Raw genomic sequence first — 24,909 nt, forward strand, 5'->3', positions numbered from 1 at the left:
GCGTGCCTATCCCCACTTGGTTCGGTTGTCGAAAGACAACCTGTCATCCCTAAGCGCGGACCGGTTACGGTCCGGTTATCGCTCAGACCAGCGTAATCGCCGACAGAAGGCGCCCGTAGTCTGCTTCAGCACGATGCGTCGCCCGACGATAGGAGAAGAATCGCTCCTCGTCGGCATAGGTACATAGACCCATATCGGTGCCCAGAACTCCGGCGTTGAACAGCCGTGCGACGATATAGCCCGGCAGGTCGAACATCGCGTGGCCATCTCGTTTCGAGGGTCTGAAGAAGCGCGCGTTCTCTTCGTCCGCGGCTTCGAAGACGGCGACCATGTCGGCACCGACCTCGTAGTTGGCTCGCGAAATGGTCGGGCCCAGGACGGCCACGATCTGCTCGCGCTGGGCGCCCAGCGTCTCCATGGCAGCGACCGTCGCCTCGACGATCCCGGCAAGGGCGCCCCGCCAGCCGGCGTGCGCGGCGGCGACGACGTGCGCCAGGGGGTCGGCGAACAGGATCGGGCCGCAATCCGCCGAGCCAACACCGACGGCAATCCCCCGCCGCTTGGTGACCACCGCGTCGACTTTCGGTCCCCTGCCGATGTCCCAGACTTCGTCGACAACCACGGCCTCGGCGCTGTGAATCTGAAACGGCGTGGCCAGACGATCATGGGAAACACCGAGAGTGCGTGCCGCGCGGGCGCGGTTCTTGAAGACGAACGCCTTATCGTCCCGCGATCCCACCCCGCAATTGAGGCTGCGGTAAAGGCCTGAGGAGACACCGCCCTCCCGGGTGAAGAACCCGTAGCGAATGCCGGGGAGCGCATCGAGAAGGCCGTGGGTCAGCGGTCGCGGCTTGACCGCTTCGCCGCTCCACGAGACGCGTCCTGACTTAAGCATCGGAATGACTGTCCTGCCACACGAGGGAATCATCGCCGTCAAACAGGGGAAGCGCAAGGTCGGGTTGTGAGAACGTCAGGACCTTGAACAGCTTGCCCATGGCCTCCGCCCCGGAGAGTTGCTCCGCGGCGGCGCGAATCTTCGCCTGGGTGGTGGCATCCTTGCCGGCCGCCAGACGGTTGGCGCGGTTGGCCAGCCCCAAGCCGGCGAGGAATGCCCCTTGGGCGACTAAAGGCCGGACGGTCGCTCCCGCCGCTGTTGCCGCCTCGGCGAGGGCGGTGAAGTCGACATGGGCGGTGAGGTCGGCTTCGCCCGGAGCCGCCAACGGATCGTCGTAGCGGTGACGGCGCACCGCCTGAAGGGTGTCGGCGACGGCGGGCCCACGATAGCCATAGTCGATCACCAGCGCGGCGCCGCCATCCGTGACCAGTCGTCGCGCGATTGCGTCGGCGATTGGGGCCGCGGCGGGAGAGACTTCGACTGTCCAATGTGCTACCGCGTCGTCGGCGGGCTCGGACGCCGCTTCGGTCAACGGGTCGAAGCCGATTGGCCCGGAGCCGACCGCGCTAAGTGGCGGGCTGGCGAGCGGGCGAAGGCCATAGATCAAGCGCATGTTGGCGTCGATGCCGATCATGCGCTCCGCCCAGCCCCGGCCATCGCGGACATACTGCCGGATCGGCAAAGCGTCGAAGAACTCGTTTGCGATGACAATCGTCGGCGCGGGGGGAAGCGAGTCGACGCCGGCGTGCCACTGTGGCCGGTTCGAAAGCGCGAGCGGTGCCAGGGATGTCTCCTGAACGGCGCGTAGCCGGTCGCTGGTTTCGACCAGATGAACGTGTGCTGCCTCGGCGAAACCCGGGCGGACCCGCGCGGCGCGGAGCAAATCGGCCATCAGGGAACCGCGGCCTGGTCCGAGTTCGGCGAGAACGAATGGACTGGGGCGGCCCATTGCATCCCAGGTCAGTACCGACCACACGCCGATCAGCTCGCCGAACATCTGGCTAACTTCCGGCGCTGTAATGAAGTCGCCCGAGCGGCCGAACGGCTCGCGGTGGAGGTAGTAGCCATATTCCGGGTCGCCGAGGCAGGCGGCCATATAGTCGGCGACCGTGATCGGCCCGTCGGTCCGGATGCGTCGCGCCAGCTTCTCGGCCAGCGGCGTCACTCGGCGGCCGCGCCTTCGGCTGCGGTTGTCCGACGCGAGGCTCGGACCATCAGCCACACACCAGCGATGATCATCGGGATGGACAGAAGCATTCCCATCGTCAGTCCGCCGGCGAGGTAGCCGATCTGAACGTCAGGCTCGCGGAAAAACTCGACGAATGTGCGAAACACCCCGTAGCCGGCGGCGAAGGCGCCTGAGACGAAACCGGGCGATCGCAATTTGCTTCCGCCATGGGTGAGAAACCGAAGCAGGATAAACAGGACGACACCCTCGAGCGCTGCCTCGTAGAGCTGGCTCGGGTGGCGGGGCAGGGGACCGCCTAGCGGGAAGACGAAGGCCCAGGGAACATCGGTAACGCGGCCGAAAAGCTCGCCGTTGACGAAGTTGGCCAGCCTTCCAAGCAACAGACCGAAGGTTACCGACGGCGCGATCACGTCGATCAGCGACCAGACCGGGATGCCGCGCACCCTGGCAAAGATCACCATCGCCAGCACCGTGCCGAGAAAGCCGCCATGGAACGACATACCGCCTTGCCAGAGCGCGAAAACCTCCATCGGATGATCGATGAAGCGTGGCAGATCGTAGAAAAGCACGTAGCCAAGCCGGCCGCCGACGATGATGCCGAGCGTCGCCCAAATGACGAAGTCGTCGATGTCGGTCGGCTTCATCGGCGAGCCGGCCGGTCCCCACAGCCGCTGGTTGGCGACTAGGCGCTTGGCATACCACCAACCGAGAAAGATGCCGACGATGTAGGCGAGCGCATACCAGCGCAGCGCAAACGGGCCGATTTCGATCAAAACCGGATCGATGGCCGGAAGCGTGAGGCCTTGCGTCGGCATCGGAGCGTCGCTATCGCATTCCTCTGTGTGCCGCCCTGGCGCGTTGGACGCGTCTTAAGCCGGACTAGGCCTTGTTTCAGATGCGTTTGGCTCCCGCAAGGCCGGATCGCGGCGGGTTGCGGTGTCGCGACGCGGTCACCATAGTATCGCTGAGCCGTTGAGCGGCATTTGGAGACGTGATGATGACCCAGACCTCCAACCGCATGTTCGATGAATTCGCCCGTTTGATGACAGACGCGGCCAATGTGGCACAGGGCGTGCGCCGGGAGGCCGAAACGGCGTTTCGCAGCCAAGCGGAGCGCTGGGCGGCGGATCTCGACTTGGTGCGCCGGGAAGAATTTGACGCCGTCCGTGAACTAGCCGCCAACGCAAGGGCGGAGAACGAGAAGTTGTCAGCGCGGATCGACGAGCTCGAAGCCAAGCTGGAAGCACAAACTGCAAAGCCGGCTGCCCGGTCGCAAACAAGCGAGAAACCGGCAACGACCGAGAGCAACATCAAGCCCACCACAACAAATGCGTCCGACTCGGAAACATAAGCCGGCGAAAGGTCAGCCTTTTTTCCATTTGTTGAAAACTGGGCGGATATGAAATCGGCCCTTGGCGGGTTGCGAATCCACGGCCTATATACTGAATCGCAACGGAGATTCGGTGGCGGCTCGATGTCTCCGGACTGCTCGTTTGAATGTCGCGCGTGCGCGGCGAAACGGTAGTTCCTGAAATAACCGTCGCAGGTTCACATGACCTTCATCGACATCGAACAAGAGCGCCAGTCACATCCGGTCGATGTGATCGAGCACATCGCTGCGCTGAACGACTGGACGTTCGAGCGGGCCGGCGACGACGAGATCACGGTCTCGGTCGCAGGCGGCTGGTCGGACTACCATGTGTCCTTCTCCTGGATCGAGGAGAAGGAAGCGATTCACCTCGCCTGCGCCTTCGATCTAAAGGTTCCCGAGACCCGGGCTACCGAGGTCATGCGGCTGCTCACTATGGTCAACGAGCAGATGTGGATCGGTCACTTCGATCTGTGGAGTGCCGAGGGCGTGATCATGTTCCGCCAGGCGCTGCTGCTCTCCGGCGGCGTGGAGCCGAACGCGCATCAGGTCGAACGCCTGCTGGTGACCGCGATCGAGGCCTGCGACCGCTACTTCCAGGCGTTCCAGTTTGTCGTCTGGGCCGGCAAGAGCGCTTCCGAAGCGCTGGAAGGCGCGCTCTTCGAGACCGTCGGCGAGGCGTGAGCCTGGCCGGCCGGCGATGACGTCCCCTTCTTCACAGCGTCCGCTGCTGCTGGTTGGTGCTGGCAAGATGGGTGCCGCCCTGCTGAAAGGCTGGCTCGACGGCGGCGTTGATCCTTCGTCGGTTAAGGTCATTGACCCGAACCCGCCACCTGACAGCACCGCGTTGCTGGCTGACGCCGGGATCGCAGTGCATGACGCTGCACCCGCCGACATAACGCCGGCGGTCGTCGTCGTCGCGATCAAGCCGCAGATGATGCAGACGGTGCTACCCGGTCTGCGACCGGTGATGCAGCCCGATACCTTGGTTCTGTCAATCGCTGCCGGCACGAGCATCGCGCGGCTGGCGGCGGGATTGGGCGAGGCGGCCATAGTCCGGTCGATGCCGAATACACCGGCGCAAGTCGGGCGCGGAATCACCGCCGCCGTCCCGAACGATCGAGTCGACGAGGCCGGCCGCGCAATGGCGGATCGGTTGCTCGCCGCTGTCGGCGACGTGGTCTGGCTCGACGACGAAGCGCAACTCGATGCGGTGACTGCCGTGTCCGGTTCGGGGCCGGCCTATGTCTTCCTGCTCGCCGAATGCCTGGCCGAAGCGGCAGTGGAAGCTGGATTGCCGCCGGACCTTGCGCTGCAGCTGGCGCGGCAAACGGTGACTGGTGCCAGCGAACTCCTCCATCGGTCTGAGCTGACGCCCACGGACTTGCGTCGCAACGTGACGTCCCCGGGTGGAACGACGGCGGCGGCGTTGTCGGTGCTGATGGCCGATGACGGGATTGCTCCGTTGATGATTCGAGCTGTGGCAGAGGCCACCCGCCGCTCGCGGGAACTCGATAGCTGACGATTCGCCTCGCCGTTGTCATGGTCTCGGCGTAAGATAATCGTCGTCAGACACGGAGATCGTTGATCATGGCCAGAGCGGCAAAGCGGGACACGCGTGGCGCCAAGGAAACCGCGGCCGATATCCGCGAGTCAATTATCGTCGCGTTCATGGCGGTCGCCGGCGAACGCGACTTCGGTGACATCGGCATGGCCGATGTGGCGGATCGCGCCGGCATCAGTCTGGCGCAGCTTCGAGAGGTCTATGCCGGCAAGCTCGGCATTCTCGCTGGCTTCAGCCGCAAGATTGATCTCGCTGTTCTCGCGGAGGGGCCGGCCGATCCGGAAAGTCCGGCGCGGGACCGGCTGTTCGAAGTGATGATGCGCCGTTTCGATGCCCTCACGCCATACAAGCCCGCGATTCGGCGGATGGCGTGCGCGGCCGGTTGCGATCCGGCACTAGCGATGGTGCTGCACCGCCTGGCGCTCCGCTCCCAGCGCTGGACGCTATCCGCCGCTGGCTTGCGAGAGTCCGGCCTGCCAGGACGAATCGCGGCCAAGGGGCTCGTCCTAGTTTACGCCGAAGCGATGCGCGCCTGGCTCAAGGACGACGATCCCGATCTCGGCCGGACCATGGCCGCCCTCGATCGGGCGTTGCGGCGTGGCGAACGCGGCATGAAGATGCTGTGTGACCTGCAAACAATCATCCCCGGATTTGGCCGGCGCGGCAGCCGCCCAACCGGCGATGCGGCGCCCGCCGCCTGAGGGAGCTCACGGCGTTGCTCCCGGCCTGGGCTCCATGCTAGGGCCGCCTTCCGACAGGAGGGGAGCGGCCATGACAGACACGATCGGTTTCGACGATTTTCTGAAAGTCGACGTCAGGGTCGGCACCATCGTTGAAGCGTTGCCGTTTCCCGAGGCGCGCAAGCCCGCCTTCCGGCTTGTCATTGATTTCGGCCCCGAGATCGGAACGCGGAAAAGCTCCGCCCAGGTCACGCGAAACTACACCTGTGAAGACCTTGTCGGCCGCCAGGTTGCCGCTGTTGTCAATTTTCCGCCTCGGCAGATCGGTCCGATGATGTCGGAAGTGCTGACCTTGGGTTTTCCGGACGCCGACGGCGAAGTGATGCTGATCGTGCCGGACCGCAAGGTGCCTGACGGCGGCCGGCTTTATTGAGACCTACGCCGGAATCGTCACCGTCGCCCTGAGACCGCCAAGCGGGCTGGTGCCGAGGACAATGTCGCCGCCGTGTCCCCGCGCCACGTCGCGGGCAATCGCGAGGCCAAGCCCGGTGCCGCTTTCGTCGATATTGCGGGCGACATCGCCGCGATAGAACGGCTTGAACACCGACTCTCGCTCGTCCGCTGGCACGCCGGGGCCGTCGTCGTCGACATGCACGATCAGCAGGCCGCCGTCATGGGTGGCGGTGACGTTGACGTGAGCGCCATGGCGCAGAGCATTGTGAACCAGATTGGTGATGCATCGCTTGAAGCCTTGCGGCCGAACCCTGACGATCGGGTCACCGGCGAACGCGATCGTGACCTCGTGGCCGCTGCGTTGGGTGTCGTTGCCGATCTCGCGCAGCAGCACGTCCACATCGGTCAGCGCAGTCTCCTCGTCGGCGTCGCCCCGAGCGAAGGCGAGATAGCCCTCGAGCATGCGGTTCATGTCGTCGACGTCCTTCACCAGTGGTTCGACATCGACCTGATCCTCGACCAGCGCCAATTGCAGGCGGAACCGGGTGAGCACCGTGCGCAGATCGTGGCTGACGCCGGCGAGCATCGCGGTGCGCTGCTCGATCTGGCGGTCGACCCGTTCCCGCATCTCGTGAAAAGCCGATGTGGCGCGGCGAACCTCGCGTGCCCCGCGTGGGGCGAAATCAGGGACCTCACGGCCCTTGCCGAAATCGTCGACGGCCGCGGCCAGCCGCAGGATCGGACGGATCTGATTGCGCAGGAAGATGATGGCGATGGTCAGCAGAATGGCGCTGATGCCCACCATCCAGGTGAGGAAGGCCAGCGAGTTGGAGGCGTAGGTTTGGCTCCGCCGGGCAAGGACACGCAGGATGTGGTCGTCGAGCTGGATGCGGATCTCGACCAGGTTCGAGCGCCCGACCGTATCGATCCAGAACGGCCGCCCGATCTGCCTCGTGATCTCTTCGCTGAAGTTACGGTCGAGTTGCGAGAAGAACGGTTTCGGACCGGCGGGTGGTAGCGATCCGGGCGGTCGCACCGCGATCCTCAGGTTGAGGTTCTGGCGGGCGATTCGGGTGATCTCCTCGAAATCCGGGTCCTGCGGATACGTCTCGAGCACGTCGATGATCGCCGCGATGTCCGCCACCACGGCCGCCGACAGGCGGGCGGTCACGGTTTGCCAGTGCTGCTCCATGAAGACGAATGCGACCACGGTCTGGATGACAACAACCGGGGTGATGATGATGATCAGCGACCGGGCGTAGAGGCCCTTCGGCATCGCATCGCCGAGCCGCCGCGCGAAGCGACGGTAGGCGGCGCGGATACCGCGGCGCGGGGGCGGTCCCGTCTCGACGGCGGTGGTCATGCGATCTGCATCCCTGCCGGCTCCTTCGCCGGACTAGTGCGCGATGGTCAGCCGATACCCGATACCGCGAACGGTTTGAAGATAGAGCGGATTGGTCGGATCGGTTTCGATCTTGCGGCGCAGCCGGTTGATCTGCACGTCCACCGTGCGTTCGCCGGAGGGCCCGCCACTGGCGGTAAGGTCCGCCCGCGGCACGGTCTCGCCCGGAGCGGTGGTGAAGATTGCCATCATCTGACGCTCGCGATCGGTCAGGTGGACGATTTCGGTGCCGCGCCGCAGCTCCAGCTTCTCGCGGTTAAAGGCGAACGGGCCGAAGCGCACCACTTCGATGAGCGGTGTCGCCGGCGGCTGACCGCGTTTGAGGATATTGTTGATCCTGAGCAGCAATTCGCGCGGCTCGAACGGCTTGGCGAGATAGTCGTCGGCTCCGTGTTCGAGACCTTCGATGCGGGCGTCCGCTTCCGAGCGCGCGGTCAGCATCAAGATCGGCACGTCACTGGTTTCGCGTAAACTCTTGGTCAGTTCCAGGCCGGTCTCGCCCGGCATCATCACGTCGACGATGAGCAGGTCGAAGGCGAGGCCTTCCAGGCGCCGGCGGGCATCGGCGGCGTCGCTCGCGGCCGTCACCCGAAAACCGCGGTCGCCCAGATACCGGGTGAGGAGATCGCGGATCCGGCTGTCGTCGTCGATGACCAGCAGGTGTGGCGCAACGTCCGCGGGCCCCGTCTCATCGGGCATCGCTGCATCGAGGTCGCTCATGACTCGATCAGTCGGTCGACCATCTCGCGCTCGTCGCTGTCGATGACTTGGCGCAGGAACTGCTCTGCCACTTTGCGCTCATGCGGCGAGAGCGCCTTGAGTGCCGCGGCGATGCGTCGCTCCTGGGGCGCCATCAGGCGCAGACAAAGGGCCCGGCCCGCTTCGGTCGGATACAACAGGCGCTGCCGACGGTCTGTTGGCCCCTGCATCTGCTCGACAAAACCGCCATCGATGAGCTGCTTCAGCACGCGCCCAAGGCTCTGCTTGGTGATCTTGAGGATGTCGAGCAAGTCGGCGACCCGAATGCCCGGGTGGCGGTTGACGAAATGGATCACCCGATGATGCGCGCGTCCGAAGCCGTAAGCAGCGAGCACCGCGTCCGGGTCGGAAATGAAGTCCCGGTAAGCGAAGAACAGGAGCTCGATAAACGTGATCTCCGGCCGGTCGTCTATCGTCAGCGGCGTGTCGACCAGACTGGTCGTCCGCGTCGCCGTTGCCATTGCTGGCTCTGAACCGGATTTGAAATTTATGTCAGCCATGTTGACATATTTTTCGTCACTTGATACTCCGTATCGCAGCGCGGCGAGATAACGGCTTTGCGAAGTCTGACCGCGAAGGAATGACCGCGGCACAATATCGACGATCGGGTTGCGACGCAAAATACTGCCAAGCCGCGTTGCAGCTTGTAGACTCGCTTATATGGCTTGTCTGTGGTGCTACGATTTCAAGGAGAGAGAACGATGGCCGGCCCGGCTTTTCATGATCGCCCCGGCGTCATTTGGATGGACGGCGAATTCGTTCCCTGGACGGAGGCGAAGGTCCATGTGCTCACCCATGGGCTTCACTATGGCAGTGCCGTGTTCGAGGGCGAGCGCGCCTATGGCGGCGAGGTTTTCAAGTTGCGCGAGCACACCGACCGCCTGCACCGGTCAGCGCAGATGCTTGGTTTCGAGATTCCGTGGTCGGCGGACGAAATCGACCAGGTGACCAACGAATTGCTGGCGCGACAGGGTCACGCCAATGCCTATGTTCGCCCGATCGCCTGGCGCGGTAGCGAGATGATGGGCGTCTCCGCGCAGAAGAACACGATTCATCTGTCGATCTCGGTCTGGCAGTGGCCGTCCTATTTCGGCGCGGCCCAGCGGCTTAAGGGGATTCGGCTGGACCTCGCCAAGTATCGGCGCCCCGATCCGGCGACCGCGCCGTCTTTGGCGAAGGCGACCGGCCTCTACATGATCTGCACCCTCTCGAAGCACGCGGCCGAAGAGAAGGGCTATGCCGACGCCCTCATGCTCGACTGGCGCGGCCGAGTCGCTGAGGCGACCGGCGCCAACGTCTTCTTCGTCAAGGACGGGGTCCTGCACACACCGACACCCGACTGCTTCCTTGACGGCATCACCCGCCGCACGGTGATGGATCTCGCCGCCGATCGTGGCTACGAGGTTGTCGAGCGGGCGATCATGCCGGAGGAACTGCCGGAGTTTGAGCAGTGTTTCCTCACTGGGACTGCAGCCGAGGTGACGCCCGTCTCCGAGATCGGCTCGCATCGCTTTACGGTCGGCGAGATCACCCGGACGCTGATGGAAGACTACGACGCGGTCGTGCAGCCCAAGTCCGCGCCGGCGGCTGTCGCGGCGAGCGGCTGACCGACTCGCTGGCGCGGGCAAAAGAAGAGCCTCCCGCACCGCAAAGCAACCGCTCCGGCGGTTGCCGCGCTGAACTAAAGCGCCCGTTCTTCGCCGGCTTCGTGGGCGATCACCTCGCGCTCCAGCACTTTGCCGGCCAGCGCATCGCGCCACGGGCCCATATGCGGAGCGTTGCCGTGGGCTTCCAGCGCCGGCCAGTCGCGCCAGCGCTCAACGATCCGGATAAGCCCCGGGTCGAGGACGTCCTCGCCATAGGCATAGAGGATGCAGCCATCTTCGTTGCGCGTCGCCTCGAGGGTCGCCCGCATGGCGTCGCGCAACGCGTCGACATGCTCCGGCGCGACGCGCACGTGTCCGGTAACGAGAATCATGACGGCAGTCCTTCCTTGCTTGGGCGATGTCGGCGCGTTGTGTAGCCGGCGTGTGGCCTTGCGGCAATACGTACGCCGCCGAAGCGCAATCCGACCTGTGACTACGATCCGTCACGCAACTTCGTTATGGTGATCCTGACTTGTTGGCGGCAGCCGACGATGGTTCGTCCGGACGAGGAGATACGGCATGACGATGGCGCGGATGGTGACGGCGATGGCGCTCACCCTTGGTATCGGATCAGCGACCGCCCAGGCCGACAATTGGGCGGGCTTCTACGTTGGCATCGACCAACGGGATGGTTCGATTGACCGGATATCGGTCGTGCCGACGGGGGACGCGAGCTACGCCGTTCACGTCAAGGCGTCGCGCTTCGGCTCGTGCGACGGTGCGCATCCCGGCGCGGTCATCAATGGCACCGCGACCGTTGTCGACGCGAGTCTCGTGGCCTCGCAGCGCGCCCTCTGGTGCACCGGACCAGGTGGGGATCACCTGGACCTGAACGATGTGACGTATACACTCGATACGGAGACCGGGACGTTGTCGTTCCCGGCCTCCGGTCGGACGATCTCGGTTCAGCGCCTGGGGCCGGATGAGGCGGGCGCCGACTCATGGGCGGGCTTCTACATCGGCATCGACCCCCACGACGGCTCAATCGACCGCAAGGCGATTCTCGCCAATGATGACGGCACCTACAGCATCGCGACCAAGTCGACCAAATTCGCGTTCTGCGAAACTGCCGATCCCGACGCAATCCTCATCGATACAGCCCAGGCGGTAGACGACCAACTGGTCGGGGAGGCGGCGATGGCCCGCTGCAGTGCCTCCGACGAGATGACCACGCGCGCCGACGGGACCTACATACGGGTCGCTGACGGCATCATCGCGCTCGACATCGGCTCGGACGAGCAACCGCTCATCCACTTTCACCGCATCAGCAAGCCCTGACGAGCGTTCGGCCTTCCTCTATTGGGTCAGGCCGCCGAAGACCCACGCGATCGCAACGCCGGTGGCGAGCACCAGGATCGACACCACGGTCATGACCGCGATCGACGGTGTGGTCACCGGCGGACGCTTCGGCATCGTCATCGCGGTTTGCTCCTTGTGGGCATAAGGGTCGTTTGGATGGCGCACGGTCATCATGCCGTGCTTCAGATGGTTGGCGACCAACCACCAGTTCATCGGATAGGCGACGACGAACCCCGTCATCAGCGCGATCGACATGCGGAACCAGAATAGCGGTTCGGTCGGGTCGTGTGCCGCGGCCGAGCCGGCCCAGGCGAGGGCCGACATTGGGATCATCCCGCCCATCATGCAGTTCATCGACAGCAACTCGGAGCGGAACGTGCCTTTCAACGAAGCGGCGAACGAACCGAACATCTCGCGCATGAACAGCGACTGAAAGATCACCCAGCCGAAGCCGAAGCCGAGCACATATTCGAGCGCCACCTCGATCGGCACCGACAACGGCACGACCGATCCGATGACGGCGCCGGCGAGAATGCCGACTCCGTCGCCGGCGACGCAGTGCATGGTCGAGCCGAGCACCTGGCGCCAGCGCGCCGCCACGTATCGCTCGTGCAGCCCGGGCAATGGCTCGCGGCAGCCGAGCACATAGAAGAACGCCCCAAACGGTCCGGAATAGAGGGTGATAAGGACGAACCCCCACTTCATCACCGGGTTCTCGGGCGTCGTGCGGATGTCGATCGCCACGAACGCAACCGACAGCACCACCAGCCCGAACCACAACAGCATCACGCCATCGACGAGCATCGCACTCCTCCGTCTGGTGGCGGGGACAATAGCTGAACCGGGTCAACATCGCCCGCTGTGAGCCGAAACCAGCGAGCAGATGACACAAGCCTATAGAATGATAAGCAACTTGAAATTAGAACAATAATACTTAAGTTGTGACATCATCTGATTGTTTTAACTCTGAATTTTTATAAATCGAAAATAATTACATTGACTCTACTGTATTAGTCGGAATATGGCTGCCGCCGCAAAGGCGTTGGTCGTATTGGCTCGATCGGCCTGATTGCTCAGTAATATCAAAGGGGTATAGAAATGGCCGCCGCGCCGACACTCACGCTTACGCCCGCCTATCAGTCGCTGGGGCAAGTTCTCTTTGGGGATCAGGGTAACGACACGATCTACCTGCTCCGCGACCTCAACGGCGATGGGGATGCCGTCGATCCGGGCGAATATGAAGTGTTCTTCGATGGGTCCAACGCCAGTGGCCTGGTCGGTCCGACCGGTAACGTCTTTGATATCTACCAAGCCTCCGATGGCTATGTTTATGCCGCTGATGGCGATACCGACACAGTTTACCGTCTGCGCGATCTCAACGGCGATGGCGATGCCAACGATGCCGACGAGGCCAATGTCTGGTTCTCCGACGCCGAGAACGCCGAAGGCTTCACGCTGCCGACGCCTCAGGGTGTCGCCCAGGGTCCCGACGGAGCTATCTACATCGTCAACGCCGGTGTCCCCGGTGGTTCAAACCCGCGACCATTCGATGCGATTTACCGCACCGAGGATCTGAACAATGACGGTGACGCCAACGATATTGGCGAAGCCACGGTTTGGCTCGACCTGCAGACGCTCAACGTCTCATCGTCGGCATTCGAAAGCACATTCGTCGGTGACGTCGCTTATGTGTCCGATACGGTGGGTGGCGACACGGACGTGATTTATCGCGTTGAGGATGTCGACAAGAACGGCGTGATCGATGCGGGCGAGGCGACGGTCTTCATCGACCAGGACCAGAGCTTCGGCGCGCCCGTCGACTTCGCCATCGACGCCCAGGACGGCAGTATCCTCACCTACAGCCTGAGCGGTGACCCGAGAAGCATATACCGATTGACCGATCTCGACGGGTCTGGCTCGATCGATGCGCAGGAGGAAGCCGTGGAGGTCTGGAATGAGACCTTCATGCCCGACGGCTTCGGCATGCTTGCCGGCTTCTCGATTGCTGCCGGCAAACACGGCGACGTGATCATTACCAGCAACGCCTCCGACCCGGAGCGGGACAATGTTGTTCGTCTCACCGATCTCAACGGTGATGGCGACTACAAGGATGCAGGCGAAACCATCATCGCGATGTCCAGGGTGTTGGTCAGCGACGTCGCTGACCGCCCGCGCTCGGTTGCCTATTACGAGGACGGCAAGACTTTCCCACACGGCCTGGCTCACCTCGAGGGTGGGCCGGCCACCGCGTTCGCCAAGGATCTGACCATTGCCGATGACGACTCGACGGTGCTGTGAGGCGCAACGGTCAAGATTGTCGGCGGGCTCAACATCGCCGATATCATCGAGGTGGCCCTCTCCAAGGAATCGCCGGTCGATGCCGACTACGACCCCCAGACCGGTAAACTGACACTATCCGGCGAAGCGTCACTAGCCGACTATCAGGCGATCCTTCGGTCGATGACGTTCGAGACCCGGAGCGACGATCCGAGCCTTGCCTTGCGGCAGATCGAAATCATGGTTTTCGATGAGCAGGGCGAGCCGGGTGCAAGCATCGGCGTTGCCACGACGATCGGTGTCGCCGCCAATCCTTGGGTTACCAACTTCTTTGGAACCGACGCGTCCGAAAAGCTCAAGGGAACGGACGGCTGGGACGGCCTGTTTGGTTATCACGGTAACGATCTGCTCATCGGCAGGGACGGCGATGACACGTTGATCGGCGACGACGGCCGCGATTTGCTGCGCGGTGGGCGCGGCGACGACGATGGCTTTGGCGGAGCCGGCAAGGATGTCGTGAAGGGCGGTCGCGGCGACGACAATCTGTTCGGCGGTACCGACAAGGACCAGGTGAACGGTGGGCGCGGCAATGACCTCGTTTCCGGCGGTGCCGACAAGGACAAACTCAGGGGCGGTGACGGCGAGGACAGTTCTTGTTCACGGCGGAGTCGGACAAGGACATTATCCTCGACTTTGAAGTCGGCGTCGATCGCATCGTCTTCGACGGCGTGACGCTCGACGGCGAGGAGGTGAGCAAGCTGTCAAAAGCCAAGGCAGCTGCCGAGGAGTTGAAATCGGGGGTCAGGTTCACATTTCGATGACGACGCCGTCCTCGTCCTAAAGGGCGTCGACCTCGGCGATCTCTACGCCTGACGGTTCGGGCTTAAGGGTGGCGTACGACTGTAAACAGGAGGGGTCCTTTGCCTCTCCTGTTTCGCAGATTTGAGGCGCTGGCGAGACGGGTTCAGCGCTATCGCCGCTAGTTACCGTCTTCGAGATTCTTCTCGGTCTCTGATTCTTCGTTCAGCCGCTTGTCGACGTCGATGATCTCGCCGGCGGCCGCCGGCGGCATATCGATCGAAACGAATTCGTCGATCGCCTCTTTACGTTCCTCGACGTCGGCGCGCTCCTCCTTCTGGACGGCGTCCTCGTCGGCGCTTGGGGTCGATTCGGATTTGTCCTTGTCGTCGGTCATGTCGGTCTCGCGTGATCGGTTGCCCGCCGACTCAAGCCCCCGATGTGTGTCGCCTTGATGACGGTCGCTTAGCCGCCTAGTCCGGCTTCGGAGAGGGTTGCCGCGTCGACGCCGTGCAGGTGCAGTGGGCACTCCTGCTCGTTCGCCTGATAGTCCCAGTCGTCAATGATCCGGTCGGCGAGCGTCAGTCGCCACACTCCGCGGTCCGGTTCGTCGAGTTCTTCGAGCGCCAGGAGCGTCGACGGGTCGAGACACACGGTGACGGTACCGTTGTCGATCGCGACATCGACAATGTCATCGCGCATGATATCGATCGTAGCCCTTTGTTCGAACATGAAGATCATAGGTGTGTCCCGCGCCGCGGGATCGGCCCGCAGGCTATCGAGCTTGGCGACGAAGGCTTCCGCGGCGGCTTTGTCGACGCCGGAAATCTGGCTGGGTCCTCCCGGGACTGGCTCCGGAATCCTGATATCGGTCATCCAGGCCACGCCGTCAAAAACCCCGACGATACGCCCTCCGACGATACCCGAGGTAAATGTGTGGATGTTTTCGTCGTCAGGGCCGCCGAAGTCGATGGTAAGGATCGGTTGGCCGTTCGGCGTATGCTTGACCGCCGCCTCGGTAAGGTCGGCTGCCCGCAAAGTCAGTGATTCTCCGCTTTCATAGAGCCTGATCGCCGGCCGATCCTCGGCGGTGGCGGTTGTTGCCGCAACGACGACGAGCGCACTCAGTAAGTTCGGCACGGTCATAGAAATGAGCGTACAGGTGGGTCGCATGGCTCTGGCTCCGAACATGGTCGACGAGCGGACAATCTAGGTAACGGTCACGCGGATGTGCTGATGTTAGGGGGCCGCCTGATGTTCGTTCCTCAACGGTTGTTTCCTTTGGATTCCTGCAACTATAGGAATAAATGCCTTCTCCGTCAAGTGAGGAGACCAGTGGTGTCCGCGTTGACCACCCCCTCCTGACAGCCCCTGTCAACACGCCGCGAAAATGGGCCCGCCACCCCTCTCGCCTTTGCCGGTGGCATCGCCCATATTCGGACCATGCCCCGCACCAAAAAATCCGGATTTGCTGAAGCACCGCAGGCGCCGTTTACCGCGCCCGAGGCGGCTGAGGATACCAAGACCAAGCCGGCCAAGCCGCTACGCACCGCCCGTGGCACGTCGATGGGTGGCAAGGGCACGGCCAAGGAACGCGCGGCCGCCGGCCTCAACCCGGTGCCCGGTCTCGACGTTGCCCTGGAGGACGTGGCGAAGCTGCCGGAGTCCAGTGTCACGGCTACTGTCCAGGCGCTGTCGGACCTGATCCAGACCGGCCGGCCGGAGTTTCGTGACAAGACCTGGGTGCCGCACCGCCCGGAGCGGCCGGAGAAGTCCGAGGGCGGCGTGCCGCTCCGCATTGTCTCCGACTTCGAGCCGAAGGGCGATCAGCCCCAGGCGATCGCAGAACTGGTCGAGGGGGTCGGCGCTCACGAGCGTGATCAGGTGCTGCTCGGGGTTACTGGCTCGGGCAAGACCTACACCATGGCCAAGGTGATCGAGGAGACCCAGCGTCCGGCGATCGTGCTTGCCCCCAACAAGACGCTCGCCGCCCAGCTCTACGGTGAGTTCAAGTCGTTTTTCCCGGAGAACGCGGTTGAGTATTTCGTCTCCTACTACGATTACTATCAGCCGGAGGCCTACGTCCCGCGCACCGACACCTACATCGAGAAGGAATCGTCGATCAACGAGCAGATCGACCGCATGCGCCACTCGGCGACACGGGCGCTACTCGAACGCGACGACGTGGTGATCATCGCCTCGGTGTCGTGCATCTACGGCATCGGCTCGGTCGAGACCTACACGGCGATGACCTTCGCGCTGACCCTCGGCGAGCGCATCGACCAGCGTCAACTGATCGCCGACCTGGTGGCGCTCCAGTACAAGCGCTCCGATGCCGATTTCCGCCGCGGCACGTTCCGCGTCCGTGGCGATTCCGTCGACCTGTTCCCGGCCCACCTTGAGGACCGCGCCTGGCGGATTTCGCTGTTCGGCGACGAGATCGAGTCGATCACCGAGTTCGATCCGCTCACCGGACAGAAGTCCGGCGAGCTCAAGACCGTCAAGGTCTACGCCAACTCCCACTATGTCACGCCGCGGCCGACACTGGCCCAGGCGGTCAAGGGTATCCGCGAGGAACTGCGCGGCCGGCTCGACGAGTTGACCGACGCCGGGCGGCTGCTGGAGGCCCAGCGGCTGGAGCAGCGCACCCGCTTCGACCTGGAGATGATCGAGGCGACCGGCTCCTGCGCCGGCATCGAGAACTATTCGCGCTACCTCACCGGCCGCAAGCCGGGCGAGCCGCCGCCGACCCTGTTCGAGTACCTGCCCGACAACGCGCTGGTGTTCGTCGACGAGAGCCATGTCACCGTTCCCCAGCTCGGCGCCATGTATCGCGGCGACTTCCGCCGCAAGGCGACGCTGGCCGAATACGGGTTCCGCCTGCCGTCATGCATGGACAACCGGCCGCTCCGTTTCGAGGAGTGGGACCTGATGCGGCCGGAGTCGCTCTACATCTCGGCGACCCCCGGCGGCTGGGAGATGGACCGCACCGGCGGCGTGTTCACCGAACAGGTGATCCGCCCCACCGGCCTGATCGACCCGCCAGTCGAGGTGCGCCCCGCCAAGTCCCAGGTCGACGACCTGCTCGGCGAGGTCAAGGACGTCGCCCAGCGCGGCTATCGGGCGCTGGTCACCGTGCTCACCAAGCGCATGGCCGAGGATCTGACCGAGTACCTGCACGAGCAGGGGGTGCGGGTCCGCTACATGCACTCCGACGTCGATACCCTGGAACGGATCGAGATCATCCGCGACCTGCGCCTCGGCGCGTTCGACGTGCTGGTCGGCATCAACTTGCTGCGCGAGGGGCTGGACATTCCCGAATGCGCGCTGGTGGCGATCCTCGACGCCGACAAAGAAGGGTTCCTGCGCTCCGAAACTTCGCTGGTCCAGACCATCGGCCGCGCCGCCCGCAACGTCGACGGCAAGGTGGTCCTCTATGCCGATCAGGTCACCGGCTCGATGGAGCGGGCGATGGCCGAGACCGCCCGCCGCCGGGAGAAGCAAGAGGCCTACAACGCCGAGCACGGGATTACGCCGGAGAGCATCAAGAAGCAGATCGGCGATATCCTGTCGTCGGTCTACGAACAGGACCACGTGACGGTGAAGACCGGGCTCGCCGAGGACGAGGGCGCCTTCCTCGGCCACAACCTCAAGGCCACCGTCGCCGACCTGGAGAAACGGATGCGCGACGCGGCTGCCGACCTCGAATTCGAGGAAGCGGCGCGGCTGCGCGACGAGATCAAGCGGTTGGAGGAAATGGATCTCGCCATCGGCGGAGAGACGGATGGTGGCATCGGTGGCGCCGCGTCAGACGCGCCCGATGGGCCAGCCGCCACCCCTTCTCCCGTCGTGGGAGAGGGTGGCCCGGCGCCGAGAGCCGGGTCGGGTGAGGGGGCGCGCGCAGCATCGAGACGCAGGGGCAAGGCCACCCAGCGGCCGCGCAAGAATTCCTTGGACGAGATGACGGTCAAGCGCACCGAGGTGCCGCTCGGAAAGGGGCCGCGTAAGCCGACCCTGGACGAGATGGGTGGCCGCGGCGAGGAAATCCCGCAGGCGGAGCGGCCGCACAAACCGGAACTGGGCAAGATGGGTCCCGGCACCGACGTGGAAACCCCGCTTGGGCAAGAGCCGGTGATCCGCCGCTACCGTCCGGGCATCGGCTCCGACGAAGACCCCGCCGACCAGAAGAAAAGCCGTCGCCGACCCGCCAAGACGGGCCGGCCGGGGCGATGATCGGGATTACACGGCGTCTATTAAGAACGCTGGCGTTGAGGCGCGCTCAAGTGGATATCGCCCCGGATCGGAGCGTCGCCAACCTGTGACTAATGCGTGGTCGGCCGGCGTCTGAACGCGACGCCCTTGTCGTCGAAGACGTGCAGGTCGCCCGGTGAGGCGGTGAGGCGGACGGTGTCGCCGCGCTTAATGTTGGCGATGCCCTCCAGTTTCGCCAGCACCGGTTCGTCGGGCTTGCCGGTGTTGACGTAGAGCAGGGTCACCTCGCCGAGCTTCTCGACGATGTCGACAGGGCCGGAGAAGATCGTCTCCCCGCCATCGGCGAGACGCAGATTCTCGGGCCGAACGCCGAGCATGCCTTTGGTGCCTGCAGAGCTCTCCGGAACGCCGACGTGGGTGTGGACGATATCGCCGCCCTCGGGACGGACTGTCGCGGCGTCGCCCCCGGTCTCGATCGTGCATGGCACCACGTTCATCGCAGGCGAGCCGATGAACTGGGCGACAAAAAGATTGTCGGGGTGGAGATAGAGCTCCATCGGCGAGCCGACCTGTTCGATGATGCCGCCGTTCAGCACCACGATCCGATCGGCCAGCGTCATCGCCTCGACTTGATCGTGAGTCACGTAGATCATGGTCGTGTCGGCCATACGTTCGCTGAGCTTGGCAATCTCAATGCGGGTGGCCACGCGCAGCGCGGCGTCGAGGTTAGACAGGGGCTCGTCGAACAGGAACACCTGCGGGTCGCGGACGATGGCGCGGCCGATGGCGACGCGCTGGCGCTGGCCGCCGGAGAGTTGCCGAGGCAGCCGATCGAGCAACTGCGTCAACTGCAGCATATCGGCCGCTGCCTTGACCCGCTGGTCGATCTCTTCCTTGCTGGCACGGGCGAGCTTCATGCCGAAGGCCATGTTGTTGTAGACGCTCATGTGCGGGTAGAGCGCATAGGACTGGAACACCATGGCGATGCCGCGCTTCGACGGCGGCACTTCGTTGACGACGTCGCCGGCGATCTTCAGCGTGCCGCTAGAGATGTCTTCGAGCCCGGCGATCAGACGCAATAGCGTCGACTTCCCGCACCCCGAAGGGCCGACGAAGACAACGAATTCGCCCTGCTGGATATCGAGATCAACCCCCTTGATCACGTGGACGTTGCCAAAGGATTTCTTGAGATCGGTGAGTTCTACTGCAGCCATGGTGCGTAACCTTGATCAGCCTTTGACGGAGCCCGCGAGCAAGCCGCGGACGAGGAAGCGTTGGAGTGAGAAGAACACGATCAGCGGCACAATGATGGAGACGAAGGCAGAGGCGGTGAGGATCTCCCAGTTGCCGCCGCGAGAGCCAAGCAGTTCGCGCAGCCGGCCGGTAAGGACCAACTGATCGTCGCTGTTGCCGAGGAAGACCATCGCCACCAGCAGGTCGTTCCACACCCACAGGAACTGGAAGATTGAGAACGCCGCCAAAGCCGGCATCGACAGTGGCAGGATGATGCGGATGAAGATGTCGAAATCGCTGGCGCCGTCGATACGGGCCGACTCCATGATCTCGCCCGGCAGCCCGGCGATGTAATTGCGTAACAGATAGATCGCCAACGGCATGCCGAAGCCGGTATGGGCGAGCCATATCCCAACATAGGTCTTGGCTGGGACGCCTAAGAATTCGCCGATACCGTTGTAGAGCTCGAGCAGGGGGATCAGCGACATCTGCAAGGGAACGACCAGCAGCCCGACGACAAGCGACAACAACAACGCGCGGCCGGGGAACTTCATCCATGCCAAGGCATAAGCGGCATAGGCGGCGATGAGGATCGGGATGACGGTTGCCGGGACGGCGACGGTGAGCGAATTGATGAACGACTGGCCGATACCCTCGGAGCTGAGCACTTCCTGGTAGTTGGCGAGGGTAAAGTCGGGCGGGAAGGCGGCCGTATAGAAGATGCGTTGGCCGCGCGATCCCTCGAACGGTTCGGGCGAGGTGAGCCGGTAGCTTCCGTCCGAATTGATCGTCAGCGAACCGCCGTTTCGGGTCTCCGCGGTCTCACCGGTATCGAACGCTTCCGGATCCTGAATCGAGACACCGAAGCGGACAACAGTGGCGCCGCTGGCTTCATCGAACAGGTTACCGGCAAGCACATAGCTCGCACCTTCCTCGACTTGATCCGCCGGCGGGTCGGTTCGGCCCACCTCATTTCGGTCGGTGGTCGTCAGCGCCGTCCACCAGCCGGAGATCGCCAGCAGGTCCTTGTCCCGTACGGAACTGACCAGCAGGCCGAAGGTCGGCAACACCCACAAGATGACGAGAAACAGAACGGCGGCGTGAACGATGCCGTTTCCTGAACGTCCACTCGCTCCTGCGCGTCGGCGTCGGTAAGCCATATCAGCGGGCCCTCAATTCGGCGTTTGCGCGCCGGATGTTCCAGATCATGATCGGTATGACCGCCACCATGATCACCACCGCGATGGTAGCGCCGCGGCCGAAGTCACCGCCGCCACGGAACATCCAGTCGAACATCAGGTTGGCGAGAACTTCCGTGTCCCACTGGCCGTTGGTCATCGCCAGGACGATGTCGAAGACCTTGAGCACGAGGATGGTAATGGTCGTCCACACCACCGCGATTGTCCCCCAGATCTGAGGGATCATGATGTAGAAGAACAGTTGCCAGCCCTTAGCGCCGTCGATAATGGCCGCCTCGATGGTCTCGTCGGGAATACCGCGCAAGGCGGCCGACAGGATGACCATGGCGAAGCCGGTCTGAATCCATATAAGGATCACCATCAAGAAGAAGTTGTTCCAGAACGGAATGGCGACCCAGGCCTGCGGTGAGCCGCCGAAGCCTTCGACGATCGCGTTGAGGATGCCGATCTGGGTGACGCCTTCCCCACGGAAATCGTAAATGAACTTCCAGATGACGCTAGCGCCGATGAACGAAATCGCCATCGGCATGAAGACCAGGCTCTTGGCGATGTTGCCCCACCAAATGCGATCGGTGAGAAACGCGATGACCAGGCCGAGGCTGGTGGTGGCGGCCGGAACGACGATCAGCCACAGCAGGTTGTTAAAGATGGACTGTTGGAATTCGTCGTCGTTTACAGCCCAGACATAGTTGGAGACGCCGACGAACTCCGAGCCGTTTGCGTTGTAAAAAGATAGCCGGACAGACTCGATAACCGGATAGACGAGATAGAGGCCAAGCACGAACAGGGCGGGAAAAAGGAACAGCCACGGTCGGATCACCGACGCGATCTTCTGGTTCCGGACGGCGCGCGGGCTGGAGTCGCGGAACGGCAGAACGAGGTCCAGGATCCAGTTGGCGGCGAAGTAGTACAAAACACAGGCGCCGACGCCCACGACGATGGCCACAAGAGCAGTGAAGAGCTGCTGCATCGTTTCCCCCTGACGCCCCTCTGTCGGGAACGTCTTTAGTTGATCATACGACCGCTATCGGTTGACGACCACCGGCTTGTTTCGCCGGTTAAGAACCCGGGCTCTGGAGCCCGGGTTCGAATTGTCTAGGGATTCAATTGCCTACTTGATCGCGTCCCATTGGTCCTGGTTCGCCTTGGCGACGTCTTCGGCGCTTTCGCCGCCGATGAAGTTCACCATACCGGTCCAGAACGAACCAGCGCCGACCGAACCGGGCATCAAGTCCGAACCGTCGAAGCGGAACGTGGTCGCGTCGAGAAGGATCTTTCCCTGCCTCCGGAGCGGATCGTTGGCATAGGCTTCTGGGTTGGCGCCCTTGTGGGCGGTGAGCAGGCCCGACTGTGCCATCCACACCTCGTGAGCGATCGGCGTCTTCAGCCAATCGATGAAGACGCGGGCGGCCTCCGAATCTTCGGTGATCGCGAACAGTGTGCCAGCGCCGAGGACCGGCTGCCCGAGATCTTTCGACTCATAAGCCGGGAAGTAGAAGAAGTCGGCGTCGGCGCCCAGTTCCGTCCCTTCCGGGAAGAACGACGAAATAAAGGAAGCCTGCCGATGCATGTAGCAGCGCGGTGGCGACGAGAACAGACCCCGTGGGCTATCGCGGAAGTCGATGGACGCCACCGATTCCACCCCGCCATCAACGAAGTCTTCGTTTTTGGCGAACCAACCGAATTCCTCGATCGCTTCCACAACGCGTGGATCGTTGAAAGGAATCTCGTTGGTGACCCATTGGTCATAGACTTCCGGCGGCTGGGTCCGGAGCATCAGATCCTCAACCCAGTCGGTCGCTGGCCAACCGGTCGCGCCGCCCGAGCCGATACCGATGCACCACGGTACGCCACCGTCGTCGACAATCTGCTGGGTCAGCGCCTTCAGCTCTTCCATTGTCTCGGGGATTTCGTAACCGGCGTCCTCGAAGTTTTCCGGCACGTACCAGACCATGCTCTTCAGGTCGGCTTTGTACGGGAAGGCAAAGAGCTCGACATCGCCATTCTCGTCGGCGTAGCTCGACAGGTCGACCCACGACTCGCCAGCGGCATAGTTCGCCTCGAGCCAGGCCTCGGTCTCATCGCTGAGCTCGACCAGGTCGTCCTTCGAGGCAAGATCGGCGGCCAAACCGGGCTGCGGGAAGACCGCGATGTTGGGTGGGCTCCCCGCCTGTGTGTCGATGACGATCTGCGTCTCAAAAGAGTCGGAACCCGCGTACTGGATGTCGGCGCCGGTTGCCGTCTCGAAGTAAGCCAACATGCTTTCGACCAGATCCTTGTCCGGTCCGAGCCACGGTCCGAAGATCGTCAGCGTCTGACCGGACAGGTCATGGGCCGCGGCAAAATCCTCGTAGCTTTGCCAGTTGAAACGCGAATCCTCGCCGACCGGAAAAATCAAAAATCCCTGTGCCGACGCCGCACCAGTGGCGAGGGCAATGCCGGCGGTAAAAGTCAGAAGACCGTTACGAAGCTTCATGCTGCAAACCTCCCTGAAGGCTTCATGAGTGGCGGAGGAACGGCTGTCGTCTGCACGTGCGACACGGCCGCTCGCCGTCGTTGCCATCCTCCCTCGAAAGCGCCCTGCCGTCAAAAAGGCAGATAGATTTCCAAAGCGCTTTGAGAAATATCATGGCCGAGAAAGACAAGTCGGTCAAGTACGGCCGCTTGGGCTGGATGGCTTATCCCATGGCCCAAAAGTCGTATGAATACCTGTGAATCGGCTGATCCAGGCGAAATACATCGCCGGTCGTGTTGGATTCACGCGCCCCTGCTGCAGTGACTGATACGTCTGTAGATTGCCGTGTGGGTTGCCTCTTGCGTCTGAACTTGAAAGCGCTTTGAATGGCGTGGGAGGAGAGCGGATTGATCAAGCTGAAGGACCTCGCCGAGCGGCTGGGTCTGTCGCAGACAACGGTCAGCCGCGCGCTCAACGGGTATCCAGAGGTCAGCGAGAAGACCCGTCAAAGGGTTCTCGATGCCGCGCGGCATTTCAACTACCGACCGAACGCGAGCGCCCGTCGGCTGGCGACCGGGCGAGCCGGTGCGGTTGGAGCCGTAATGCCCACCGACCAGAATCTGCTGGTCGATCCCCATTTCGTTGAGTTCCTCGCCGGGATTGGCGAGCGGCTTGTCGAGGACGAAATGGACATCGTTCTCTCACCCGCTTCCGCTGACGACGAGATGGCGAGCTATCGCCGCATGGCGTCGGGCACGCGCGTCGACGTGATGATCCTGTCGAGCCCGACTATCGAGGACGAGCGGATCGCCTTCCTGGCGCAAGTAGGATTTCCGTTCATCATTCATGGCCGCACCGAGGTTGACGTGCCCCATGCCTGGCTCGATATCGACAACGAGGGAGCCTTCCGGCACGCCACCAAGCATCTCACTGATCTCGGTCATCGCCGCATCGGACTTATCAATGGTGATGCTGACTTCAGCTACGCGGTTCATCGCGAGCGCGGCTACCGCGATGCGCTGAAAGCTGTCGGCGTTGCCGTCGATCGCCGTCTGGTCGCCAACGGGGCGATGACCGACGAGTTCGGGTATCTCGCGACCGAGCGTTTCCTCTCCGAGGACCCGCAACCCACCGCTATTGTCGTCGGCAGTATGATGCTGGCGCTGGGCGCGTTCCGGGCGCTGCGCACGGCGAACCTCGAACTGGGCCAGGACGTGTCAATCATCGCCCACGACGACGGCTTCCCGTTCCTCAATGCCGATCGCATGGTGCCGGCGATGTCCACCACCCGATCGCCGATCCGCGCAGCCGGGACCCGCGTCGCCGAACTCGCGATCGATCTCCTCGCCGGCCGTCGCCCGGAGACGATCCAGGAGCTGTGGCCGGTCGATCTGGTGATCCGCGAATCCACCGGCCCCGCCCCCCGCCGCTGAGCCCGCTTGACGCCAGCGCTTTGGTGCCACACAAGCGGCGCGTTTC

24 protein-coding genes and 1 pseudogene are annotated in these 24,909 nt (G+C 63.2%); 11 read left to right on the forward strand and 14 right to left on the reverse strand.

Annotated features, from left to right (window positions below; translation table 11 throughout):
* Positions 1-82: 82 nt before the first annotated feature.
* From pgeF to lgt, 3 genes are read right to left on the reverse strand one after another with little or no spacing between them, the layout of a single operon-like run.
* Complete coding sequence (gene pgeF, locus ACO076_RS10085; RefSeq protein WP_421726584.1) at positions 83-895, reverse strand: peptidoglycan editing factor PgeF; 813 nt, start codon at positions 893-895, stop codon at positions 83-85.
* Positions 888-2,060: a class I SAM-dependent methyltransferase gene (locus ACO076_RS10090; RefSeq protein WP_421726585.1), complete on the reverse strand. Its 1,173-nt coding sequence runs from the start codon at positions 2,058-2,060 to the stop codon at positions 888-890. Before ACO076_RS10090 ends, pgeF begins: the two co-directional genes overlap by 8 nt.
* Positions 2,057-2,899, reverse strand: a complete 843-nt coding sequence (gene lgt, locus ACO076_RS10095; RefSeq protein WP_421726586.1) for a prolipoprotein diacylglyceryl transferase — start codon at positions 2,897-2,899, stop codon at positions 2,057-2,059. The genes ACO076_RS10090 and lgt overlap by 4 nt, the downstream gene beginning before the upstream one ends.
* A 179-nt stretch (positions 2,900-3,078) precedes the next feature.
* Between lgt and ACO076_RS10100 the strand changes: the two are divergent.
* The 5 genes and pseudogenes from ACO076_RS10100 to ACO076_RS10120 form a co-directional block, all read left to right on the forward strand.
* Positions 3,079-3,330, forward strand: a pseudogene (locus ACO076_RS10100) (accessory factor UbiK family protein); the annotation flags it as partial.
* Positions 3,331-3,636: 306 nt separating this feature from the next.
* Positions 3,637-4,137, forward strand: coding sequence for a YbjN domain-containing protein (locus ACO076_RS10105; RefSeq protein WP_421726587.1), 501 nt, complete (start codon positions 3,637-3,639; stop codon positions 4,135-4,137).
* Between the two features lie 16 nt (positions 4,138-4,153).
* Positions 4,154-4,975: a pyrroline-5-carboxylate reductase gene (gene proC, locus ACO076_RS10110; RefSeq protein WP_421726588.1), complete on the forward strand. Its 822-nt coding sequence runs from the start codon at positions 4,154-4,156 to the stop codon at positions 4,973-4,975.
* A 68-nt stretch (positions 4,976-5,043) separates the two neighbouring features.
* A complete protein-coding gene (locus ACO076_RS10115; RefSeq protein ID WP_421726589.1) occupies positions 5,044-5,718 on the forward strand; it encodes a TetR/AcrR family transcriptional regulator in 675 nt (224 codons plus the stop codon).
* 70 nt (positions 5,719-5,788) lie between these two features.
* Positions 5,789-6,130 carry a tRNA-binding protein gene (locus ACO076_RS10120; RefSeq protein WP_421726590.1) on the forward strand — a complete coding sequence of 114 codons (342 nt, stop codon included), beginning with the start codon at positions 5,789-5,791 and terminating at the stop codon, positions 6,128-6,130.
* Positions 6,131-6,133: 3 nt separating this feature from the next.
* Here the strand turns inward: ACO076_RS10120 and ACO076_RS10125 are convergent, their stop codons facing one another.
* From ACO076_RS10125 to ACO076_RS10135, 3 genes are read right to left on the reverse strand one after another with little or no spacing between them, the layout of a single operon-like run.
* On the reverse strand, positions 6,134-7,513 hold the full coding sequence (locus ACO076_RS10125) for an ATP-binding protein (RefSeq protein ID WP_421726591.1): 1,380 nt from the start codon (positions 7,511-7,513) through the stop codon (positions 6,134-6,136).
* A gap of 33 nt (positions 7,514-7,546) precedes the next feature.
* Entirely contained in the window at positions 7,547-8,272 is a 726-nt protein-coding gene (locus tag ACO076_RS10130) for a response regulator (protein WP_421726592.1), read from the reverse strand.
* The gene (locus ACO076_RS10135; protein ID WP_421726593.1) at positions 8,269-8,772 is read right to left on the reverse strand and encodes a MarR family winged helix-turn-helix transcriptional regulator; all 504 of its coding nucleotides are present in this window, start codon (positions 8,770-8,772) and stop codon (positions 8,269-8,271) included. The genes ACO076_RS10130 and ACO076_RS10135 overlap by 4 nt, the downstream gene beginning before the upstream one ends.
* A 240-nt stretch (positions 8,773-9,012) precedes the next feature.
* Between ACO076_RS10135 and ACO076_RS10140 the strand changes: the two genes are divergently transcribed.
* Positions 9,013-9,918: a branched-chain amino acid aminotransferase gene (locus ACO076_RS10140; RefSeq protein WP_421726594.1), complete on the forward strand. Its 906-nt coding sequence runs from the start codon at positions 9,013-9,015 to the stop codon at positions 9,916-9,918.
* Between the two features lie 74 nt (positions 9,919-9,992).
* Here ACO076_RS10140 and ACO076_RS10145 read toward each other — a convergent pair whose 3' ends face one another.
* The gene (locus tag ACO076_RS10145) at positions 9,993-10,289 is read right to left on the reverse strand and encodes a putative quinol monooxygenase (RefSeq protein ID WP_421726595.1); all 297 of its coding nucleotides are present in this window, start codon (positions 10,287-10,289) and stop codon (positions 9,993-9,995) included.
* A gap of 187 nt (positions 10,290-10,476) precedes the next feature.
* On the opposite strand from ACO076_RS10145, the gene ACO076_RS10150 reads away from it, so the two are divergent.
* On the forward strand, positions 10,477-11,235 hold the full coding sequence (locus tag ACO076_RS10150; RefSeq protein ID WP_421726596.1) for a hypothetical protein: 759 nt from the start codon (positions 10,477-10,479) through the stop codon (positions 11,233-11,235).
* Positions 11,236-11,253: 18 nt separating this feature from the next.
* Here the strand turns inward: ACO076_RS10150 and ACO076_RS10155 are convergent, their stop codons facing one another.
* Positions 11,254-12,060 (reverse strand): DUF4396 domain-containing protein, encoded by an 807-nt coding sequence (locus tag ACO076_RS10155; protein WP_421726597.1) that lies wholly within the window; start codon positions 12,058-12,060, stop codon positions 11,254-11,256.
* 294 nt (positions 12,061-12,354) lie between these two features.
* Here ACO076_RS10155 and ACO076_RS10160 point away from each other — a divergent pair, with 294 nt between their 5' ends.
* Together ACO076_RS10160 and ACO076_RS10165 are read left to right on the forward strand one after the other, a co-directional pair.
* On the forward strand, positions 12,355-13,554 hold the full coding sequence (locus ACO076_RS10160; protein WP_421726598.1) for a hypothetical protein: 1,200 nt from the start codon (positions 12,355-12,357) through the stop codon (positions 13,552-13,554).
* A gap of 51 nt (positions 13,555-13,605) precedes the next feature.
* Positions 13,606-14,265 carry a calcium-binding protein gene (locus tag ACO076_RS10165; protein ID WP_421726599.1) on the forward strand — a complete coding sequence of 220 codons (660 nt, stop codon included), beginning with the start codon at positions 13,606-13,608 and terminating at the stop codon, positions 14,263-14,265.
* A 247-nt stretch (positions 14,266-14,512) separates the two neighbouring features.
* Here ACO076_RS10165 and ACO076_RS10170 read toward each other — a convergent pair whose 3' ends face one another.
* Both ACO076_RS10170 and ACO076_RS10175 read right to left on the reverse strand, forming a co-directional pair.
* On the reverse strand, positions 14,513-14,728 hold the full coding sequence (locus tag ACO076_RS10170) for a hypothetical protein (RefSeq protein ID WP_421726600.1): 216 nt from the start codon (positions 14,726-14,728) through the stop codon (positions 14,513-14,515).
* 68 nt (positions 14,729-14,796) lie between these two features.
* Positions 14,797-15,504, reverse strand: coding sequence for a hypothetical protein (locus tag ACO076_RS10175; RefSeq protein WP_421726601.1), 708 nt, complete (start codon positions 15,502-15,504; stop codon positions 14,797-14,799).
* A 270-nt stretch (positions 15,505-15,774) separates the two neighbouring features.
* Between ACO076_RS10175 and uvrB the strand changes: the two genes are divergently transcribed.
* Positions 15,775-18,564 carry an excinuclease ABC subunit UvrB gene (uvrB, locus tag ACO076_RS10180; protein WP_421726602.1) on the forward strand — a complete coding sequence of 930 codons (2,790 nt, stop codon included), beginning with the start codon at positions 15,775-15,777 and terminating at the stop codon, positions 18,562-18,564.
* A gap of 89 nt (positions 18,565-18,653) precedes the next feature.
* Here uvrB and ACO076_RS10185 read toward each other — a convergent pair whose 3' ends face one another.
* The 4 genes from ACO076_RS10185 to ACO076_RS10200 form a co-directional block, all read right to left on the reverse strand.
* Complete coding sequence (locus ACO076_RS10185) at positions 18,654-19,757, reverse strand: ABC transporter ATP-binding protein (RefSeq protein WP_421726603.1); 1,104 nt, start codon at positions 19,755-19,757, stop codon at positions 18,654-18,656.
* A gap of 15 nt (positions 19,758-19,772) precedes the next feature.
* Complete coding sequence (locus tag ACO076_RS10190; protein WP_421726604.1) at positions 19,773-20,936, reverse strand: carbohydrate ABC transporter permease; 1,164 nt, start codon at positions 20,934-20,936, stop codon at positions 19,773-19,775.
* A 1-nt stretch (position 20,937) separates the two neighbouring features.
* On the reverse strand, positions 20,938-21,945 hold the full coding sequence (locus tag ACO076_RS10195; protein WP_421726605.1) for a carbohydrate ABC transporter permease: 1,008 nt from the start codon (positions 21,943-21,945) through the stop codon (positions 20,938-20,940).
* A gap of 141 nt (positions 21,946-22,086) precedes the next feature.
* Positions 22,087-23,451, reverse strand: a complete 1,365-nt coding sequence (locus ACO076_RS10200) for an ABC transporter substrate-binding protein (protein ID WP_421726606.1) — start codon at positions 23,449-23,451, stop codon at positions 22,087-22,089.
* Positions 23,452-23,840: 389 nt separating this feature from the next.
* Here ACO076_RS10200 and ACO076_RS10205 point away from each other — a divergent pair, with 389 nt between their 5' ends.
* A complete protein-coding gene (locus ACO076_RS10205; protein WP_421726713.1) occupies positions 23,841-24,863 on the forward strand; it encodes a substrate-binding domain-containing protein in 1,023 nt (340 codons plus the stop codon).
* Positions 24,864-24,909 lie beyond the last annotated feature (46 nt).

The organism is Bauldia sp. (assembly GCF_965232525.1).
GTDB lineage: Bacteria > Pseudomonadota > Alphaproteobacteria > Rhizobiales > Kaistiaceae > Bauldia.